We start from the raw sequence: 19,173 nt of genomic DNA on the forward strand, positions 1-19,173 counted from the left end.
CTCGCGGTCAGGGGTAGCTGATCACCGGGCTGGTGCCGTACGAGCCGACGACCGGTGTGCCGATCTCGTTGATCGTGCGCTCGATGCCGCCGCTGCCGTCCAGGAACACGGTGATCGCGTCGTGGAACCGCACCCCGGCCCGGCGCGGCGCCTCGATAGCCCGGTCGCAGCGGATGTCGACGCCCTGGTTGAAGTACGAGTAGACGCCGAGCCCCCACGCCTCGTGCGTGCGGACGTGGTCGGCCACCTTGTACGAGGCCCAGCCGTTGCCGGTCGGGCTGCGCCAGGCCGCCTGGCTCGGGGGGTCGTAGGGCAGCTCGCTCTGGTAGAACACGGTCCGGCCACGCTCGCCGTTCCAGATCGTCTGCCAACGCTGGTAGTGCTCGACGAACAGCCCGTACGCGGTCACGTCGTCGCCGTTGACGATCACGCCGGTGGCGGCGGTGTTCACGGTCCAGCCGATCGTGCCGGCCCGGCCGTGGTCGCCGCGCCAGGCCCAGATGTTGTCGATGAGCGTGTGCCGGCTGTGCACCACGAGGCTGGTCACCGCCCGCCCGGCGTACGGGCCGCCGATGCGGAAGAAGACGTCCTGCAGCGAGATCGGGTTCGTGGCGTGCGACCGGTGGCAGTGCCGCGTACCGACCTCCACCAGCACCGGCGACTCGACCGGCCCGGCGTCCACCAGCACCCCGGCGATGCGGACCCCGTCCACGTCCTCGATCCGCAGCGCCGCGTCCCCACCGTCCGGCACCAGGCTCGGCATGCCGATGCCGAGCACGACGGTGTCCGGGCGGCGTACCCGCAGGGCCCGGTCCAGGTGGTAGACGCCGGGGGTGAGCAGCAGGTGCCGGCCCCGGGCCAGTTCGGCGTTGATGCGCTTGGCCGAATCGGTGGGCCGGGCCAGGTAGAACGCGGACAGCGGCAGCGACGGCACCGGCGCGCCGCCGGTGGCCCAGGTGGTGCCGGCGGTGTTCCGGCGCAGGCGCGGTACGGCGACCCGCCAGGCGCCCTTGGCGTCGACGAACAGGTACGGCTTCTCCCGGGTGACCGGGCTGGTCGGCAGCGTGGTGTATGGCGGGTCGGGGAAGCCCTGCGCGGGCGCACCGATCACGCCGGAGAAGACCTGGTTCCACACGCCGTTTGTCCACTCGCCGCCGAGTTCGCTGTCGCGGGTGAGCCACTGCTGCTGGGAACCGTTGATGGTGATGCCGTCCACCTTGGAGTCGGCGATGTAGCCGCCGCTGGAGTAGCCGCCGTTGCCGGGTTCCAGCCACAGCACGCCCTTCACGTGCACCCGCCGCATCGGTGACGCCTGCGAGACGGCCCACTGGTTCGACCAGTCGGTCGGGGTGACAGCGAGGTTCTCCGCCGAGCGCCAGAAGTTGGTGAGCGCGGAGATGCCGGCGGGCGAGTTGGGGTCGGGCTGCCCGACCACCCGGACCGCGCCGTGGATCTCCACGTCGTCCGGGTGGGCGCCGAGACCGGCGACAGTCGTGTAGTAGCCGAGCCGGGCGTCCACCTCGTAGCGGCCGGGCTTGAACAGCACGGCGTACCTGTCGAAGCCCATCTCGTTGCGTTCCTGGGCGGTGAACAGCCCGTCCAGCGTGGACTGGATCTCCTCGACCGGCGTGCTGGGGTCGTACACGAAGACGTTCGGGCCGAAGTCGGGCTCGCGGGCGGGTCGCGCGGCCGGCGATGCGGCCGGGGACGCGGCGGCGGCGCCGGCCGGGAGGCCGAGGGCGGTGAGCGAGGCCGCGGAGGCGGTGAGCGTGAGGAAACGGCGGCGGGAGGGGTCGGGTGATCGCATCTGCCTGCCTGTTCGGTGATGGGACGGGAGAGCGCTCTCCCGGCTGTTCCTACCTCATCACCGTCGATACCGCCAGAGCCCGCCGGTTCCGGAACCGGCGGGCTCTGCTGCGGGCTGTGCTCAGGCGCGCTCGGCGCGCTGCTTCACCAGGTCGTCGACCAGCTTCTCGACGTAGTCGGCGGTCTCCTCCCAGCGGGTGACCGCGACGCAGCGGATGCCCATCGCCTTGACCGGGTAGTCGTTGCCGCCCACGTCCAGGCGGTCACCCACGAAGAGCACGTTGTCGATCTTCAGGTCCAGGTGCTCCAGCAGCTTCCGCATGCCGTACGCCTTGTCCACGCCCTTGCGGGTGACGTCGATCGACGTCGAGCCGCCGCCGCGCACCTCCAGGTCGGGCAGCTTCGCCGCGACCGCGTCCCGCAGACGCCGCTTCTTGTCGCCGTCCGGGTCCCAGCCGTACTTCTCGGCCGCCGGGGCGGACTGCCCCAGCGCGGAGAACGTGATCTGACTGCCCCGGTCCTCGATGATGTCGCCCCAGGTCTTCGCCTCCCACAGGCCCAGCGCCTGCGCCGACTCGGTGAGCGCGGCGACGACACGGGCCTTGTCGGCCTCGGTCAGATCCTCCGCGTAGACCTGCCGCCAGTCCCCGTCGGACCAGCGGTAGTAGCGGGTGCCGCAGGTCGGCATCAGGTGCAGCCGGTCGCGCTGCTCCTCGGTGAGGTCAAGGTGGGCGAGCACCTGCGACTGGAACTGCTCGAACCGGCCACCGGAGATGACCAGCACGTCCACCTCGGTGAGCAGGTGGCCGAGCAACTCCGCCATCCGACGATCGATCTGGGACTTGGAAATCGCCAGGGTGTCGTCGAGATCGAACGCCACCACTCGAAGATCGTTCACGAATACCTCATGTCGTCGCGGACAGGCCAGGACCTGCCAGGGTACCGACGGTGACACTCCCGGCGTCCGCGCGCCCCGATCGTCACTCCGCGCCACCTTCCGGTCGCAGGCTATCTCCTCCGCCGCTCACTCGTGGGAACGAGCTGCGGAAATGTCGGAGTACACCACCCCGTCGCCGCAGGCCGCCACCACTGACGCGGGCCACTCGGGGTCATAGTCCCGGCACCGGCTCACCCGCCGGAAGGCGGCCACCTTCTCCTTCCCGGGCAGGAGCAGCAACGCACGGTGAGCCAAATCGGCCATCGTGGCGATTCCCATGGTGACGCCGTGCGTAGGCACCTCGTCGACCGAGCGGAAATCGGGATACGTACGAAGGTTGTCCCGCCTGGTCGACTCCGCCAATTGCACCACCCGCGTGACGCTCTCCCGGGGCGCCCCCGGGCCGTTGAAGCCCACGTGCCCGTCACCCGATCCGGACGCCAACAGCAACAGGTCGATGCCCCCGTGCGCTCGAATCCGCACGTCGAAGTCACCGGGCCGCTCCGGCCCGGGCACCCACACCTGATCGGCGGGAAGCCGGCCCCCCGGCGGCAGCCCTCGGTTGAGCGGGCCGACGATCTCCGCTGCGACGTACCGCTCACAACTGTGGTGGCGATCCGCCGGCACCGGCGTGAACCCGCCGGCCCCGGAATCGACATACGCGTCCAGCGAGACCACGACGAGCCCGGCAACCGGAACGCCCTGTTCCGCCACGATCCCGGCGAGAGCCCGGAACGCCTGGGTCGCACTTCGACCCGAGGGACAGCCCAGGAGATAGGGACGATCCTCGGACGCAGCGCTCCGCAACCCACGGGCAATTTCCAGCGCCACCTGGGTCGCGAGATCCGCAGCCGAGGCGAATACGACGGACCGGACCCGCACCATTTTCCTCTCCTACCGCTTTGGAATGGTTCGACGAGATGGAGATGTTGTGTCCCCCGCTACCGTCGTCGATACCCGCCCGGGCGAAATCCGCGCCAGAGGGAAGCCGACGATGTCATCTGCTGCCTCATCCGACGTGACCGCCAATCTGCAGCGATTCGATGGAATTCGGGTACACGATCTTCTGCACGAATACACCGAACGACGCGCCGCCGTGGTCCACCTTCGCGTGGTCGACGCACCGGCAACCTACGTCGGCACGGTCCATGTCGACATCGACGTACCGGTGCCGGCGCGGGGCCGCAGCGCCTGGACACCGCTGGTCAAGTTCGCGGTGCCGCTCCCGCTGGACTCCCTGCGGGCCACCGGCACAGCACCACCCCGGGTCGCCGCTCTGACTATCTCCGGCGGCAGCCGCACTATCGGCGCGCGTCAGGTCACTACCGACTCCTGCCTGATCGTCGAGGCACCCACCCGGGAGCTACGCGGACTGTCCGGTAGCCTGCGCGTCAGTTTCACGAGCGCCAGCCTGTTCTTCCTGATGGGTGGCGACGGCGTGCTCCAAACTTGGCGACTCGGTTTCTCCGTCGAGGCGCCGTCCGCCTCCCGCATGATCATTAACCTCGAACACTCGCCGGAACTATCGTTGCGCTGCCGGGTGGACACGTCCGAGTACCACTCACTGGCGCAAGGAGTCGGGCCGGGCACCGTTCGCAAGATCGGCTTCTACCCGTACGGCCGAGGCGAGCTCTCCTACCTCTTCGGCCTGCACAGCGAATCACGTTTCCGCAATCTCGCGATGCTGCCCTTCGCCGGATGCGTCGGCCTGTTGGCCTCCGCCCTCACCATCGCACTCGTATACGGCGGCTACACGGACATGGCCGCGGTGACGCTCGCGCTCGCCCTCGCGCCGCCCGTGCTCCAGGCGGTACGACCGTCGACCGGCTTCTACCGATCGGCCGACATCCACAGCCGCAGCCCTGGAGCCTGGATCTTCACCATCTCCATCATCCTGTACGTGCCCGCCGCCCTGTTCGCGATCGTCACGATCACCGATCTCACCGAACTCCGCCGGGTGAGCCAGGTTCTCTGCTACGCGTTCGGTGTGCTGCTCGGCCTGCTGGGAACGGCGATCCTCCTCGCTGTAAGGGAGCAGATCCTGCCGCCGCACTACTGCGACGTCTGCACGGCACGGCTCATCTGGCGTCGCCGAAGCAGGCTGCATCGGGCAAGCAGGCGTACGGTGTGCGAGACATGCTTCGCGGACATCGAAGCCCGAGGGCAGGCGAGAGGCTGAGGACGTGGCGCACGAACCGCTGACATTCGACCTGGCCGCCGAGATCGCCGAAACGGTTCGACCCGCCCTCTCGGACGCGGCGGCGACGACCACTCTCGGTGAGGTCACCGAAGACAAGGGTGGCGGCCACACCGCCCACAAGGTGGACGACGTCGCCGAGCGGGTGCTGTTCGACGCGCTGGGGCGGCACGGGTTCCAAGGACAGGTGTTCTCGGAGGAGGCCGGCCTCGTGCGCCTCGGCGACGAGCCGCGAATGATCGTGTGCGACCCCTACTGCAACACCACGCTGACCTTCCACGGCGTACGGGAGTCGGCGGTGGCCGTGTACGAGTACACCCTCGAGGGAGAGTTCCTCAGCGGTGCCATCGCGGACATCCAGATCCCACGTGTCGTCTGGGCCACCTCGGACACCGGTGTGCACGTCACGTCGATGCACGGCAGCACCACGCCCGCGACCTGCTCGGCCACCGAGCGCGTCGAGGACGCGTTCCTGGTCGTGTCGCTGCTGAAGCGCAACCGCCGGCAGGACCCGCCGCTGAAGCTGCTCGGCGGCCCCAAACTGCTTGGGACGGTGGACGGCGCCATCGTCGCCGCCCGGATCGCGGTGGGTGAGGTCGACGGGTTCGTCGACCACCAGTTCGGTCAGCCGTCCTACGAGACCTTGGCGTACGAGTTGGTGGCGCGCGCCGGAGGCACGGTCACGGATCCCGCCGGCCGACCGATCGACTTTGGTGAGATCGTCAGGGGTCTCGGCCGGGGCGAGGTCAGACGACACCAGATCCTCGCCGTCGCGAACCCGAGCCTGCACCGCGACGTACAAGTCCACCTCGCGGGCTGACGACTGCTCGCCTGGAGCGCGGAGGGGATCGACAGACCCCGTCACGGCCCAGTCGTCGGCGGATACGTCCCTCCCAACCTGACCGACATACTCGCGTCGGGCACCTGCCACCTCCGGCTCATTGACGGGATCGCCACCCATCTATAGCCTCCGACCGGCAACCACCTTCATCAGGGGAGGCTGTCCGGTGATTTTCTTTCCAATGCGCGGGGCGCTCGCCGCCCTCGCGGCGACCGTCCTGGTCGCCGGCACGGCAGCGACGCCCGCCACGGCGGCCGCCGAGGGCGACCTGTCCGCCCTGGCGAGCTCGTCCACCTTCCCGCTGGCCGACCCCGACACCCTGCTAGCGAAGGACGGCTCGTACGTCACCTACGGCACCACGGTCGGCGCCGGGACCGGCGCGCGCTGCGGCGCGACCGGCAGGCTGTACGTACCGGTCCTCGTCCACGGCTCCGGCAACAGCGTCGGCATGGCCGACTGCGCCTCGCACGACGCCCTGCCGTCCGGTCCAGGAGCCTGGGCGGAGCCCGGCGGCGCGGTCTGGGCACCGGGCGTCGCCCGCTTCGGCAGCCGGTTCTTCATGTTCTACACCGCCTCCCGCAAGGGCACCGGCCAGAAGTGCATCGGACGAGCGATCTCCGACAGCGCCCGCGGCCCCTTCCAGAACCAGGGCGAGTGGGCCTGCCCGGACGCCGGCCGGTGGGCACTCGACGCCAACCCCTTCGTGGCCGGCGGGAACCTGTACGTCACCTACCGGGACGACGCCATCGCCTCCGGCGCCGAGACCGGCATCTCCACCGTCCACACCGACGGCGAGGGCCGTGCGATCTGGGACACCCGCCGGGACATGCTCAAGAGCACCGACATCACCTGGGACACCGCCAAGACCAGCGGCGGTACGCACGTGGTGGAGAACCCGTCGATGTGGAAGGCCGCCGACGGCGACTGGTACCTCATGTACTCGGGCAACAACTGGGACAGCGCCCGCTACGCCACCGGCATCGCTCGCTGCGGCGCCAGTCCCCTGCCCGGCTCCCGATGCACTCCCATCCGCGAGGGCGTGTCGCGGCCCTTCTTCGGCTACACCGGCAGCGCCGGACTCAACCCGATCAGCGGCCTGCCCGGCAACCACCAGGGCCCCGGCGGGATGGACGTCTTCGCCGCCGCCGACGGCAGCGAGCGCGTGGTGTGGCACTGGTGGAACGGCTCCACCCGCTTCCCGATGACCGGCGTCCTGACCCGCCCTTCGACCGGCTTCGTCGTGTCGTAGTCGGCGCGCCTGGTGACACGACTGCTCACCATGCGCTTTGGTGTGGTCACGCTGGGTTGAACTGCTTCACGGAAAATTGCATTTGGCAAGAGATGGCACCGAAATTTTCTCGATGCGATGCATCTGCTTGTCAGGTACCCGACAGTGAATTGACCACTCTTGTGCTAGCTGTCCGCCGGGAGGATGCTCGAACCGTCGAACGGCACTGCGTCGCCTCACACAGAGGGCGGCGCCCGGCTGCCACCGGACGCCGCATTCGACTCCACCGCTGCAACGGAAGGAGTCACGTTGACTGTAATCCCTCACGGGTCAGACTTCGAGACACCAGAGGACGAGGACGAAACCGTTGCCGAGCCGACCGACCGGCACCGGCTCATCCTGGCGTACATCAAGACGCTCAGTCCGATCATCGCCGCCGTCGTCGCCTGCATCGGGACGCTGGTGGCAGCGCTGGTCCGCTGACCCGCCGGCCCCGCGCTCCGGCTCCGGCCGGACGCGGGGCCGCCCCGCGCTGAAAGGTCTGGCACACTGCGGCGATGCCGACGTTTGATCGACTCTTCGCCGAACATGTCGGCACCGGCCTGGCCCGCCAGATGGCGCTGGCCGACCTGCTCGGCGAACGTGACTGGCAACTCGACGTGCCCGGCGGCATCGCTACGTTCGGGACCGACCTGCGGTACCGCGTCCAGGTCCTCGGCACCGAGAGCCACGACGACGGCACCTGGCTGTGGGCCTGGGCCAACGAGGCCAGCAACCTCCCGCCGTCGGTGCTGCATCTGGCCGGCTGGCTTCGCGAGTACGGACACCGCCAAGGGGTCGCCGAACTCACCGAGCCCACGTTCCCGCTCCAGCGCACCGACGGTCACCGCCTCGCCCTGCTGGCGTCCGGCCTCACCGGCCGCTGCTACTACCGCGGGCCGTACGACGGCGGCGCCGTCTTCTTCCACCTCGACGACGCCCCGCCGCAGATCACCGCGCCGGTCCGGCCGGAGCGGGCGCTGACCGTCCTGACCCAGGTCCTTCAGTCGTTCCCGGTGGAGCACCGCGTCGCCGTCGAGTCGTTCCTGCACCAGCAGGGGTGGCGGCTGGATCGGGCGCCGATGTCGGTGACGGCGCAGGATCGGGACGGGTCGGTCCTGCGTGTCGACTTCGACGCGATGGGCCGGGTCAGCAACCTGTCCGGAACGGTCAGCCCGTAGGCGGAATGTGGTGCCCCCGGCAGGATTCGAACCTGCGACACACGGTTTAGGAAACCGATGCTCTATCCCCTGAGCTACGAGGGCGCGAGCGCCTAGTCTAGCGACGTGGGGGTTCACCTGGGGTGGCAGGGAGTGGCCCCCGTTCACCCACGTCACCCGGACCGCCGTTCTCCCAGCCCAGGACCACACCCGGCGCACACGAACCCCGGTTCGCGACCGGCGGTCGGCCATGGTGACCCACGTTGGCACCGGTTCACCCCGGTCGGCATCCGCTGGAGGAGTCTCCAGGTGACCCCGGTTGATCTTGGCGGGCAGAATGAAGTGTCCGGCGCGATGGGGTCGCGTCGGGGAGCGGACCGCCGCCGGCGTCGACTGTCTGGGGCGTCACGCTGGCACGCCGCACCGGCCATCCACGATCCTCGCCACACCTTGGCGACGGTCAGCGGGGAACCATGCGTCAGCTGTCGAGGCCTGCGAGGTTGAGGCGTTCGAGCAAACTGGGCTTGCGGGCGTGCGCCACCCGTAGCTCGGCCAGCTGGTGCTGGAACGACGAACTGTCCCCGTCGCGTTCGCTGAGTTCGCGCAGGTCGACGAGGAGTTGCACGGCGGTGTCGTACTCGCGGGGTTTCTTCGTGGCGATGAGCTCGTCGACTCGCTGCCAGGCGGCGGGTTGGTCGACTGCGAGGGTGTCGAGGTGCCGTTGCCGGGCTGCTGCGGCGGACCGTTCGCGGCGAATCCGGTCGCGTTCGCGTTGCTCGGCGTCCCGTCGTTCCCGTTCGGCGCGCAACTCCGCGGCGGTGGCGAGCAGTTCCCCGGCGGTACGGGCGGCTGCCGGGGTGGGCGTATCAGTGCGGTGTGCGTCGCGGTAGCGGCGCAGCAGCCGGTTGCGCAGTTGGCTGTCGCCGCCGGTGATCAGGTCGGTCAAGATGGCGTCCTTGTCCCGCGCGGACAGCCCGACGACCCAGGTGCGTAGTTGCGCAGCGGTCGGTTCGCCGGAGGTGGCCGGCGCCGATCCGGCCGCCGCGGCCGCGATCAGGTCGGGGTCGATGCGTAGGAACTCGGCGACGGCGGTGAGGGACGCGTCGAGGGTCCCCAGCCGGGCGGGGACGGGCGGTTCAGGCTCGTCGTCGGCGATCTCGGCGGACTGTACGCAGCGCAGCCAGGCCAGGTAGAGCAGGCGCAGGTCGCCGGCGGCGAGGCGGGCCCGGACCGGGATGATGGAGGCGAGGAGGCCGTGACCGTCGAGGTCCCACTCATCGGTGCCGTCCTCGTCCTCGTCGTGGAGGTCGATGATGACGTGCTTGCCGGCGGTCCACGCGGATGCACTGTCACCTTGGCAGTACTGGGAGACGGTGGCGGGGTCGAGCACGTGTTTCGGTAGTCGCAGCATGAGCTGGCGGGTGCCCCAGTTCGCCAGGTACAGGTGCGCGTCGAAGTACCGTTCCATCAGCGTGCGCGGGTTGCCCTTGAAGTTGCCCCACTCGTAGGTGTTGACGAAGCTGGTGGCAGTGATGTCGGCCCGGGTGGACAGCGACCGCAGCTCGGCCCGCTCGCGGACGGTGAGGGGACGGTCGACGGCGGTGAATTCGTAGTACTGGTACTCGCTCATCGTGGCCTACCTCCCGGCCCAGTGCCGGTAGGCGTCGATCCACGCGGCACCGTCCGGCATAGGGGTGGGTAGCGGAAGGTCGAGAAGACCGACCCGTTGCCGGTGGCGGCCTCGGGCGCAGACCGCGACGATGCTGTCCGCGGCCAGCTCGATCTTGCCTATGGTGACCTCGACGCCGAGGACGGTGGTGGTGAACGGCACCGCCAGATGCTCCTCGATCATGGCGAACAGGCCGGCACGCTGGTCCTCGTGACCGTCCGTGTCGACGGTGGCTTCCTCGATCATCGCCTCCAACGCGGCGGTCCCCTTCGATGCCATCGGCGGAGGATAGCGGACCGGTGTCGGGGTGTTCGGAGCCCGATGCGCGAGGATGGTCGGCATGGGTTCGGTGGCCGAGTTCGTCGATCTTCGGCGGGAGGTGGAGCGGTTACGGGCGGAGAACGCCCGGCTGGGGCGTCTGCTGGAGCTGCGCGGCCAGGACACGACTGCGGCGCCGGAGCAGTTGTCCGCTCCGGTTGAGCCGCCAGGGCTGGTCACCATGGCTTCGCCGACCCGGGACAAGCTGACGTTGTTCACCGACCGGTTCCGGGCCCGGGCCGACGTGTACGCCGTGCGGTGGGACAACGCCCGTACCGGCGCAGCCGGATGGATGCCCGCGGTCGCGGGCGGCTGGCGCAAGGGTATGGACCGGCGGGGTGCCACCTACCTGCCCCGCACGACGGAGGTCGTCGCGGCACATCTGGTCGGCGACGTGTTCATGGGCCTGTACCCGCTGATGCCCGGCAACACCTGCCACTTCGTCGTGGCCGATTTCGACGGCCCGACGGCGATGCTCGACGCCCTCGCATACGTGAAGGCGGCACGGGCCAGCGCGGTGCCCGCCGCGTTGGAGATCTCCCAGTCGGGCCGCGGAGCCCACGTGTGGGTCTTCTTCACCGGCGCTGTTCCCGCGGCCACCGCGCGGGCCGTGGGTACGGTCCTGCTGCGCGAGGCGATGGTGCTGCGCGGGTCGATGGATCTGCGGTCGTACGACCGTCTCTTCCCCAACCAGGACGTCCTTCCTGAGGGTGGCTTCGGCAACCTCATCGCCGCGCCGCTACAGGGCCGCCGCCGCAAGGACGGACTGACCACCTTCCTCGACCTCGGCACCCTCGAGCCGTACGCCGACCAGTGGGCATTCCTGTCGACACTGGACCGGCTCAGCCCCGGCGACGCCGAACAGATCGCCCGGCAGGCCAAACAATCCGTCACCGGTGCCGACATCGCAACGATCAGCCGGTCCGCCGCGACGCAGGTCCACCCTCCACTGCCTCCGGTGGTCCACGCGGAGGCCGGTGCCGGGCTGAGCATCGACGCCGGACAGCTCACCCCCGCCGCACTCGCCACGTTCAAACACGCCGCCGCCATGGCCAACCCGAAGTTCTACGAGCTGCAACGACTCCGCAAGTCCACCTGGGATACGCCACGCTTCATCCAGGGCTATGACCTCACCCTCGATGGTCGCCTGATCCTTCCGCGGGGCCTACGGCACACCATCACCACGATCGTCGAGCGCACCGGGTCACGGCTGGCCGTCGCCGACGTACGAAACTCCGGGACCGAGATCGACACCGCGTTCACCGCCGAACTCACTGGCCAGCAGGCCGTCGCGGTCGGCGCACTCCTCGCCCACGACGACGGAATCCTGGTCGCCCCACCGGGCTCCGGCAAGACCGTCATGGCCTGCGCCGTGATCGCCGAACGCAACACCTCCACCCTCGTCCTCGTCGACCGCAAAGCTCTCGCCGACCAGTGGCGCACCCGCATCCAACAGTTCCTCGACATCAAGCCTGGCCAACTCGGTGGCGGCCGACGCAAGCTCACCGGCACGGTGGACATCGCACTGCTGCCCTCCCTCGCCCGGCGCGACGACGTCGCCACCCTGACCCAGGGGTACGGGCACGTCATCGTCGATGAATGCCACCACCTCGGCGCCGCCGCGTACGAGCACTTGGTCAAACGGATCGCCGCGCAGTTCTGGCTCGGCCTCACCGCCACCCCTACCCGACGCGACGGCCTCGGCCAACTCGTCACCTGGCAACTCGGCCCCGTCCGCCACACCCTGACCGACGAGGAACAGGGCACCCTCGCGGCTGCGATGCACACCGATGCCGGCCCCCGTCGAGCGCTGTTCATCCACGAGACCACTTTCCAACCCGGCGACGTCGACCTTGACGCGCCCGGCGCGCTCGCCGAGGTGCACCGAAGGCTGGCCCTCGACGAACCCCGCAACACCCAGATCGCCGACGACGTCGCCGCGGCCCTGACCCGCGGTCGCAACTGTCTCGTGCTGACCCGACGGGTCGCCCAGGTCGAGGCACTCACCGCCCTGCTCGCCGCACGCGGACATCAGGCGCTTGTGCTCCAAGGCGCGGTGAGCACCCGCGACCGGCGGGCCATCGTTGACCGGCTCGACGGCGCGAAGGCCGGCGACGGCCTGCTCGTCATCGGCACCACACCGTTCATCGGTGAAGGCTTCGACGCCCCCGCCCTCGACACCCTCTTCCTCGCCGGCCCGATCTCCTACGACGGCCTACTCGTCCAATGCGCCGGCCGCGTCATCCGCGCCGCGCCCGGCAAGGACCTTGCCGAGGTCCACGACTACCACGACCCGGCCACACCCATCCTCGCCGCCTCACTCCCACGCCGCATGCCCGGATACCGGGCCCTCGGCTTCACCAGAACATGAGTACATCCCATCGCGATCATCATGACTGGTCCGCCGGCTCCCAAAGAATGACGTACGCCAAGCGTGCTGGGCCTAGCCTGGTAGGCTAACGGCCATGGGCCGGTTCTCCGAGGATGAGTTGCAGGCGGTTGTCTCCCGGTATGAGGCGACGCGGGCGGCCGCGTTGATCGAGCGGGACGAGCAGCTGCGGGCGTTTCACGCGGCCGGATGGCGGCCGGTGGATCTGCAGCGGGTCACCGGGTACAGCCGGGAGACGATCCGTCAGGCGCTACGACCGGAAGTCCGGCGGGCGACGAACCTCAGCCGGCGCAGGATGTCACCCCAGCCGCCAGCGGACTACCGGCCCTACGGCGACCGGAAGCCTTACGTGGTGGCCGAAACCCTCGCCGCACTGCATGGTCCCACCGAAGGGACGGTGACGCTTCCGCGTCACCTCGACTGGTCCGGGCATGCCGAGTACGACCTGAACCGGCCCGCACGCCTGGCCAGCATGTACAAGGTGGTGCTCACCGAAGCCAGCACCGTCGAGGACCTGCACACCTGGCTCGATGCCGAACTCCTCCGGCGGCTCTGGCCCACTCTCTGGCTGCCATCCCAGCTCCGCCAACGCTGGGAGGACGCCTTCCCCGAACTCGCCGCCACCCGCAGCAACGCGGCATAGCGGTGGACCCCTTCCACGAACGCCTCGCCCGTACCGGGCTCGCGGCGGCCGACCGATACGGCTTCGCGCTGGCCGGCGGTTACGCGGTCCAGGCCGCTGGGCTCCTGGAGCGGCCAGCGAGGACGTCGACCTGTTCACCGCCTGGGACCGCCGCGACGAATTCACCGCCGCAGTCGCCGCCGTCGTACACGCCTACCGAGACGACGGCCTCACCGTCGAGACCGAGCGGCAGTACGACACCTTCGCCCGGCTCGCAGTCACCGACGGCGTACGGGTTTCCAAGGTCGAACTCGGCGTGGACTGGCGCGCCAACGAACCGATCCTCATGGCGATCGGACCCGTCCTCCACCCCGACGACGCAGTAGCAAACAAGATGAGCGCCCTCTACGGACGAGCGTTCGCCCGCGACTTCATCGACATCGACGCCACGCTCCGATCCGGCCGCTACACCCGCGACGCCCTCCTCGCCCTCGCGCAGCGCGCCGATCGTGGTTTCGACCCGCGCATCTTCGCCGACGCCCTCGGACAAGCCACCCAGCTCGATCCCGACGACTTCGCCCAGTACGGCGTCACCGGCACTGCGCTGGACGATCTCCGAAGCCGATTCGCGGAGTGGCGCCGCGAACTGCTCGACGACGAGGAAGGATCCTCATGATCAGCCGGGGTCGATGCCGCCGCCCAGCGGGTTAAAGCTCAAGCTAGCCTCACCCTCGGCCCGTACTGCCCGACACGGGCCGCCGCCAACGCGGCGACGGCCTACCTGGTCCTCGGCGACACCACCGACGTCATCGACCACCTCACCGACGCTGTCGCGGTGTTCGACGCGGCCGGACTACGGGGACCGCAAGCGCTCAGCCGCCTCAAGCTGGCCACGGCTAACGCGCGGCGGGACAAGGGGCGATGCTTGGCAGACGAGCGCCCGAGGTCCGAATCGATCCAGTGGGGAGAGCACGGGGACACTGCTGGGCCGGCCCCACACCGAGACGGCCGGCCTTCAGCCGATCAGATGATTTTCGCGATGGCGTGGTGAGCGCATGAAACGCCAAACGGCGACCCGCTGAACCAGTCGGGCCGCCGTTCAGAGAATCTGGATCAGAGCGGGCGGATGTTCTCCGCCTGCGGGCCCTTCTGGCCCTGAGTGATGTCGAACTCCACCTTCTGATTCTCGTCGAGGCTGCGGAAGCCGCTCGCCGAGATCGCGGAGAAGTGGGCGAAGACGTCAGCGCCGCCGCCGTCCGGGCTGATGAAGCCGAAGCCCTTGTCGGCGTTGAACCACTTCACGGTACCTGTAGTCATGTCTGCTCCTTCGCAGGCTGTCAGAGGCCGCACTGTGCGGACCCTTACGCCGCCGCGTTGATCACCCGCGTCGAAACGACACGAAAAACGAAAAGCGCCTGGATGGGTTTCAGATGCCCCATCAGGCGCCGGAAAACGTCTACTGGAAATCAAAACTGCAACTGGGACACCGTAGCACATGATCCGTTGTTCAACCGATGGCGGTGAGTGGACCTGGTCAACTGAGCTTGCTTCCCTGCGGAGGCGCGCCGGATCCACGCCGCGCTGGGCGACCCGGCGATCGTGGACGCGCTCACCCTGGGTGGCACCGCACCCCTCGCCGAGATGCGCGACTTCCTCACCGTCCTCGACGGGCCGTCGGACCGAGGCGGGAACCTGGACGTTCGCCTGGTGGGCCGGCCGGCTTACCAGCCCGCCGACGACCTCGCACGAAGGGTGGGCTGGTCAGTCCGGTCGTCGCGGCCCCCGCTACTGCTTCTCGTTCTGCCGGAGAGCTTCCTCGAGTTGGTCTTCGAGAATGATGATCCGGCAGGCGGCCTCCAGGGCGGTGCCGCCGTCGACCATTTCGCGTGCCCGGGCGGCCAGGCGCAGCTGGTAGCGGGAGTAGCGGCGGTGCCCGCCGCTGGAGCGGTGCGGGTTGATCAGTTTCGCCTCGTCCAGGCGACGCAGGAAGTCCTGCGTGGTGCCGAGCATCTCCGCGGCCTGCCCGATGGTGTAGGCCGGGTAGTTCTCATCGCCGAACATGTCTTCGGGGTTTCGCCCCATGTCACCTCCACGTCGAGGGCCCCGGCGCTTGCGCGCCGGGGCCCAGGGTCACGAGTCAGAACACCATCTACCGACAGGAACATCGGCTTGTCGTATCCGCACCAGCCGTCATCGACGGCTTCGGGTGCGAGGACCGCATATGCGTGACCGGAGACCACCTCTCGTTCGATGGAACCTGCGGTGTCCGCCCGGCCTGACATGACGACCGACGGCGGGCGATCCAACGGTGTACGACCCTCCCTTTCCTCTGCTACTTCTTTCCCTTGCTGTCGTACGTTCTGCCGGCGCCGGAGCCCACGCGACTTCACAGCCCCGACACGTGCGGCGAACATCAGCTGGAGCCCTGAAAGAACTTTGGCCCCACCTGCACCCCGGCGTATGCCACGCCGGAACTGACGTGCTCTTACCGCCTCTCGGGAGGAACGGTGAAGCGTGTTCCTCTCCCAGCCGCCCGTCGTGTCCTCACGGCCGGACGGTCCGTCTGCGTCTTGACGGATCTTTCCTCTCGACTCGAAGAACAGTATGCCACACCGCAGAAGATGTCTAGCTCTCCCAGCCTAGATTTCCTGGCCGACGGTCATCAGGATGGCCGCGCTGTGATGTCGATACGTCTGGAGGAGGCGGCAATACGGTTCACCCCACGGCACCGGCGACCCAGTGACCGCCAGGTCGGCAGTGCGCTCGCCAGCACCGCCAGGAGCAGGCAGAGCCCCACCACCCCGCCGACGGCGGACCACGGCACCACCAGGTCGACCGGTACGCCGGTCTGCTCGGCCAGGCCGGCACGGATACTCAGCAGACCGACGAACGCGACGGCCCCGCCGAGCAGCGCGCCGATCAGCACCACCAGGGCGGACTCGGCCGTGACCAGCCAGATGACCTGCCGTCGGGTGGCACCGGCCAACCGGATCAGCCGCAGGTCGGCCACCCGGCCGGAAGCGGCCATCAGCAACGTGTTCGCCACCGCGACAGACCCGTAGCCCGCCGAGACACCGATCAGTAGCAGCGTGAACAGCCAGACGAGGCGGTCCTCGGCGCGGTCCGCCTCGGCCGCCCACCCGGCCACGTCGACGATCCGTGCTCCGGTTGGAGGATCGATCCGATCCTGGACGTACACCGTGGAGGTGAGCGCCGAGGGGTCGTGTGCCCGCACCACTGATCGTGGCAGGAGCAGGTCGCCGGGGATCGAGTCGTCGGTGACGACGGCGACGACGCGCAGCGACACCGACTCCCCATCGGCGAAGACCAGCTCGTACGGCTCGACCGGCCGCCGGTTCGCCGAGGCGGGGAGGACCACCGTGTCGTCGCCGCTCAGGTCGTCCAGTGAGCCGGCGACGACGGTGAGCGCCCGGTTCGCGGCGGCGAAGCCCGCCGGGTCCACGCCGAGCGCGGTCAGTGGCCGGTTCGCCGGCGGCGAGTTCGGGTCGCTCTCGTAGACCGTCGTCGGGAGGAGGGCGGTGCCCCCGGTCGCCGCTACGGCCTGGTCCGACAGGCCTGGTGCGCGGTCGGGCACGACGATCCAGCCGGCGTTGACGTCGTCGGCCCGGCCCGCCGCGTAGGCAGCCGTGGTCGTCCGCACCATTCCGGCGACCAGCACCGCGAACGCGACGGTGAGCAGCACCGGGGCGGCGATCGAAGCGGTCCGCCGGGTCGCGGTCGACGCCCCGGCCCGGACCAGCAGCCCGATCGCGCCACCCGGTCGGCGCACCGGCCACCGCAACATCCGCACCAGCGGGCCGACGACCGCCGGAGCCAGGACTGTGGCACCGGCCACCAGCGCCATCACCGCGTACAGGGCGTACTGCGCCGCGACGCGGGCCTCGTCGGCGGTCGCCGTCCCGATGCTGAGCGCGACCCCCACCGCGACGAGCAGCGCACCGGTGGCGATGCGCAGCTTCCCGATCGGCCGCTGCTCCACCGCCGCTTCGCGCAACGCCTCAAGCGGTCGGACCCGGGCCGCCTGCCGCGACGCCGACCAGACGGCCGGCAGCGAGATCACCGGACCGGCGACGAGCGAGAGAGCGACCGGCCAGTGCTCGTACCCGACCCGGAAGGTCGACGGTTCGAAGCCGGCGTCGACGAGAAGCCGACCCAGCAGCGGCGCGAGCCCGCCGCCCACCAGCAGGCCGGCGATCCCGCCCACGGCGCCGACGACGAGCGCCTCGCCGTACACCATGCGGCGGACCTGACGCCCGGTGGCGCCGACGGCGCGCAGCAGGCCCAGCTCACGGCGGCGCTGGGCGACGGTGAACGCGAAGGTGGAGGCGACCACGAACACCGTGACGAAGCCGGCGAGGGCCGCCGTGGCGGTGAGCACCTGCATGCCGATCCAGCGGGTGCGGGCGTCGTTGCGGGGCTCCAACGCGCCACGCGCGTCACCGGTGAGAACCGATCCGTCCGCGCCGACGATTCCGCGAGCCGCCGTGGCGACCCGCTCGGGGTCCGCGCCCGCCGCGAGCACCAGCCCGATGGCCCGGACGCCGGGCGCGAGCGTGGCGGCCACGTCGTCGGCGACATGGACGCCGGGTTCGTCGACCAGACCGGTGACGGTGTACGACTCCGGGCCTGCCGCCGTCAGCAGGGTGACCGGCACGCCGGGGCGCAGCCCGAGCGCACGGTCCACCACCACCTCGCCGGGCCTGCGGGGCGGCTCGCCGGCGGTGAGGCGCAGTCCACCGAGTCGGGCGCTGGCCCAGCCGTGCCCCTGGTGGGCGTCCTCCCGCCGTCCATCGGTGCCCGCGGGGCGACCGGCGACGAGCGGCTGCGCGTAGAAGGTCCGGTCCGGCACGACCGCCGCGACACCGGGCAGGGCGGCCAGCCGGCCGGCGAGCTCCGCCGTCGTCGTGGCGGACCAGGGCCGCGTCGGCACGAACGAGTCGGGCGATGCGCCCGCTTCGGGGCTCTGCACCACGACCGCCGCCCGCGCGAGCCGATCCGGCACCTGCGGGCGTCCGGAGGCGAGGAGCAGGGTGGCCGCCGCGATCAGCGTGACCCCGATGGACACGGCCACGAACGCACTGACCGACCGCCGGATGCTCAGCACGCCGGCCCCGCCGGCGTCGCCTCGTGCTCGGACGGGCGGGCCGCACGCTCGGCGATCCGCGCGGCGACAACCGCCGCGGTGATCTCGCCGTCCAGCTCGTCGACGACGCGGCCGTCGGCGAGCAGCAGGACCCGATCGGCGTACGCGGCGGCGGCGGGATCGTGGGTCACCATCACGACGGTCTGCCCCTGGTCGTCGACGAGTGCGCGCAGCAGTCGGAGCACCTGTCGGGACGCCGCGCTGTCCAGCGCCCCGGTCGGCTCGTCGGCGAAGACCACCGCCGGGCGGGTGATCAACGCCCGGGCCACGGCGACGCGCTGCTGCTCGCCGCCGGACAGCTCGCCCGGCCGGTGCCCGGCCCGGCCGGCCAGACCCACGGCGTCGAGCGCGGCGGCGACGTCCCGAGCCGGCGGGCGGCGGCCGGCCAGGCGCAGCGGCAACTCGACGTTCTGCGCCGCGGTCAGCGTGGACACCAGGTTGAACGCCTGGAACACGAATCCGATCCGATCGCGGCGCAGCCGGGTCAGCTCGTCCTCACCCAGGTCGTCGAGGCGGGTGCCGTCGATGGTGACGGTCCCCTCGGTCGGGCGGTCCAGCCCCGCCGCACAGTGCAGCAGGGTGGACTTGCCCGAGCCCGAGGGGCCCATCACCGCCGTGAACGTGCCGCTCGCGAAGCCGGTCGTCACGCCGTCGAGCGCCGTCACCCGCCGGGTCCCGGTGCCGTACACCGCGCGTAGCCCCGTCAGGGTCACCGTGTGTGTGGTCATGGCCGCCACGGTGCCCGGTGTGCGGGGTGCCGCGCGTCGTGCCGGCGTGGACACTTTCCGGCCCTCCGCCGGGTG

General features: G+C 70.1%; 16 protein-coding genes, 1 tRNA gene and 1 pseudogene. 8 read left to right on the forward strand and 10 right to left on the reverse strand.

Features of this window, described 5'->3' with window-relative positions; all coding sequences use genetic code 11:
• Nucleotides 1-7 precede the first annotated feature (7 nt).
• The 3 genes from OC439_RS06770 to OC439_RS06780 form a co-directional block, all read right to left on the reverse strand.
• Nucleotides 8-1,807 (reverse strand): adenylyl cyclase, encoded by a 1,800-nt coding sequence (locus tag OC439_RS06770; protein WP_262012680.1) that lies wholly within the window; start codon nt 1,805-1,807, stop codon nt 8-10.
• Between the two features lie 120 nt (nt 1,808-1,927).
• Entirely contained in the window at nt 1,928-2,704 is a 777-nt protein-coding gene (locus OC439_RS06775; RefSeq protein WP_262012681.1) for an HAD-IIB family hydrolase, read from the reverse strand.
• 126 nt (nt 2,705-2,830) lie between these two features.
• Entirely contained in the window at nt 2,831-3,628 is a 798-nt protein-coding gene (locus OC439_RS06780) for a 6-phosphogluconolactonase (protein ID WP_262012682.1), read from the reverse strand.
• A gap of 133 nt (nt 3,629-3,761) precedes the next feature.
• On the opposite strand from OC439_RS06780, the gene OC439_RS06785 reads away from it, so the two are divergent.
• The 5 genes from OC439_RS06785 (at nt 3,762) to OC439_RS06805 (ending at nt 8,229) form a co-directional block, all read left to right on the forward strand.
• A complete protein-coding gene (locus OC439_RS06785) occupies nt 3,762-4,922 on the forward strand; it encodes a hypothetical protein (RefSeq protein WP_262012683.1) in 1,161 nt (386 codons plus the stop codon).
• Between the two features lie 4 nt (nt 4,923-4,926).
• Nucleotides 4,927-5,760 (forward strand): inositol monophosphatase family protein, encoded by an 834-nt coding sequence (locus OC439_RS06790; RefSeq protein ID WP_262012684.1) that lies wholly within the window; start codon nt 4,927-4,929, stop codon nt 5,758-5,760.
• 187 nt (nt 5,761-5,947) lie between these two features.
• Nucleotides 5,948-7,030, forward strand: coding sequence for a family 43 glycosylhydrolase (locus tag OC439_RS06795; protein WP_262012685.1), 1,083 nt, complete (start codon nt 5,948-5,950; stop codon nt 7,028-7,030).
• Between the two features lie 288 nt (nt 7,031-7,318).
• Complete coding sequence (locus tag OC439_RS06800; protein WP_013283846.1) at nt 7,319-7,492, forward strand: hypothetical protein; 174 nt, start codon at nt 7,319-7,321, stop codon at nt 7,490-7,492.
• A gap of 74 nt (nt 7,493-7,566) precedes the next feature.
• On the forward strand, nt 7,567-8,229 hold the full coding sequence (locus tag OC439_RS06805; RefSeq protein ID WP_262012686.1) for a DUF6882 domain-containing protein: 663 nt from the start codon (nt 7,567-7,569) through the stop codon (nt 8,227-8,229).
• A gap of 8 nt (nt 8,230-8,237) precedes the next feature.
• Here the strand turns inward: OC439_RS06805 and OC439_RS06810 are convergent.
• The 3 genes from OC439_RS06810 to OC439_RS06820 form a co-directional block, all read right to left on the reverse strand.
• Nucleotides 8,238-8,313 (reverse strand) — tRNA-Arg (locus tag OC439_RS06810).
• Nucleotides 8,314-8,686: 373 nt separating this feature from the next.
• On the reverse strand, nt 8,687-9,838 hold the full coding sequence (locus tag OC439_RS06815; protein ID WP_262012687.1) for a hypothetical protein: 1,152 nt from the start codon (nt 9,836-9,838) through the stop codon (nt 8,687-8,689).
• 6 nt (nt 9,839-9,844) lie between these two features.
• On the reverse strand, nt 9,845-10,156 hold the full coding sequence (locus tag OC439_RS06820) for a hypothetical protein (protein WP_262012688.1): 312 nt from the start codon (nt 10,154-10,156) through the stop codon (nt 9,845-9,847).
• A 61-nt stretch (nt 10,157-10,217) separates the two neighbouring features.
• Here OC439_RS06820 and OC439_RS06825 point away from each other — a divergent pair, with 61 nt between their 5' ends.
• From OC439_RS06825 to OC439_RS06835, 3 genes and pseudogenes are all read left to right on the forward strand, one after another.
• Complete coding sequence (locus OC439_RS06825) at nt 10,218-12,566, forward strand: DEAD/DEAH box helicase (RefSeq protein ID WP_262012689.1); 2,349 nt, start codon at nt 10,218-10,220, stop codon at nt 12,564-12,566.
• A 94-nt stretch (nt 12,567-12,660) separates the two neighbouring features.
• The gene (locus tag OC439_RS06830) at nt 12,661-13,227 is read left to right on the forward strand and encodes a hypothetical protein (protein ID WP_262012690.1); all 567 of its coding nucleotides are present in this window, start codon (nt 12,661-12,663) and stop codon (nt 13,225-13,227) included.
• A 2-nt stretch (nt 13,228-13,229) separates the two neighbouring features.
• Nucleotides 13,230-13,882, forward strand: a pseudogene (locus tag OC439_RS06835) (hypothetical protein).
• Nucleotides 13,883-14,319: 437 nt separating this feature from the next.
• Here OC439_RS06835 and OC439_RS06840 read toward each other — a convergent pair.
• The 4 genes from OC439_RS06840 to OC439_RS06855 all read right to left on the reverse strand — a co-directional run bounded on the left by OC439_RS06840 (nt 14,320) and on the right by OC439_RS06855 (nt 19,098).
• The gene (locus OC439_RS06840) at nt 14,320-14,523 is read right to left on the reverse strand and encodes a cold-shock protein (protein WP_007074326.1); all 204 of its coding nucleotides are present in this window, start codon (nt 14,521-14,523) and stop codon (nt 14,320-14,322) included.
• A 468-nt stretch (nt 14,524-14,991) separates the two neighbouring features.
• Complete coding sequence (locus OC439_RS06845) at nt 14,992-15,288, reverse strand: helix-turn-helix domain-containing protein (RefSeq protein ID WP_262012692.1); 297 nt, start codon at nt 15,286-15,288, stop codon at nt 14,992-14,994.
• Nucleotides 15,289-15,868: 580 nt separating this feature from the next.
• Nucleotides 15,869-18,331 (reverse strand): ABC transporter permease, encoded by a 2,463-nt coding sequence (locus OC439_RS06850; protein ID WP_262012693.1) that lies wholly within the window; start codon nt 18,329-18,331, stop codon nt 15,869-15,871.
• Entirely contained in the window at nt 18,325-19,098 is a 774-nt protein-coding gene (locus tag OC439_RS06855; protein ID WP_262012694.1) for an ABC transporter ATP-binding protein, read from the reverse strand. The genes OC439_RS06850 and OC439_RS06855 overlap by 7 nt, the downstream gene beginning before the upstream one ends.
• Nucleotides 19,099-19,173: the final 75 nt, after the last annotated feature.

Source organism: Micromonospora sp. Mcm103, from assembly GCF_024519755.1.
Lineage (GTDB): Bacteria > Actinomycetota > Actinomycetes > Mycobacteriales > Micromonosporaceae > Micromonospora > Micromonospora aurantiaca.

Excerpts from the sequence above, each read along its gene's own strand:
- OC439_RS06770 (WP_262012680.1), bottom strand. The coding sequence starts at position 1,807 with ATGCGATCACCCGACCCCTCCCGCCGCCGTTTCCTCACGCTCACCGCC.
- OC439_RS06780 (WP_262012682.1), bottom strand. The coding sequence starts at position 3,628 with ATGGTGCGGGTCCGGTCCGTCGTATTCGCCTCGGCTGCGGATCTCGCG.
- OC439_RS06805 (WP_262012686.1), top strand. The coding sequence starts at position 7,567 with ATGCCGACGTTTGATCGACTCTTCGCCGAACATGTCGGCACCGGCCTG.
- OC439_RS06815 (WP_262012687.1), bottom strand. The coding sequence starts at position 9,838 with ATGAGCGAGTACCAGTACTACGAATTCACCGCCGTCGACCGTCCCCTC.
- OC439_RS06820 (WP_262012688.1), bottom strand. The coding sequence starts at position 10,156 with ATGGCATCGAAGGGGACCGCCGCGTTGGAGGCGATGATCGAGGAAGCC.
- OC439_RS06825 (WP_262012689.1), top strand. The coding sequence starts at position 10,218 with ATGGGTTCGGTGGCCGAGTTCGTCGATCTTCGGCGGGAGGTGGAGCGG.
- OC439_RS06830 (WP_262012690.1), top strand. The coding sequence starts at position 12,661 with ATGGGCCGGTTCTCCGAGGATGAGTTGCAGGCGGTTGTCTCCCGGTAT.
- OC439_RS06840 (WP_007074326.1), bottom strand. The coding sequence starts at position 14,523 with ATGACTACAGGTACCGTGAAGTGGTTCAACGCCGACAAGGGCTTCGGC.
- OC439_RS06845 (WP_262012692.1), bottom strand. The coding sequence starts at position 15,288 with ATGGGGCGAAACCCCGAAGACATGTTCGGCGATGAGAACTACCCGGCC.
- OC439_RS06855 (WP_262012694.1), bottom strand. The coding sequence starts at position 19,098 with ATGACCACACACACGGTGACCCTGACGGGGCTACGCGCGGTGTACGGC.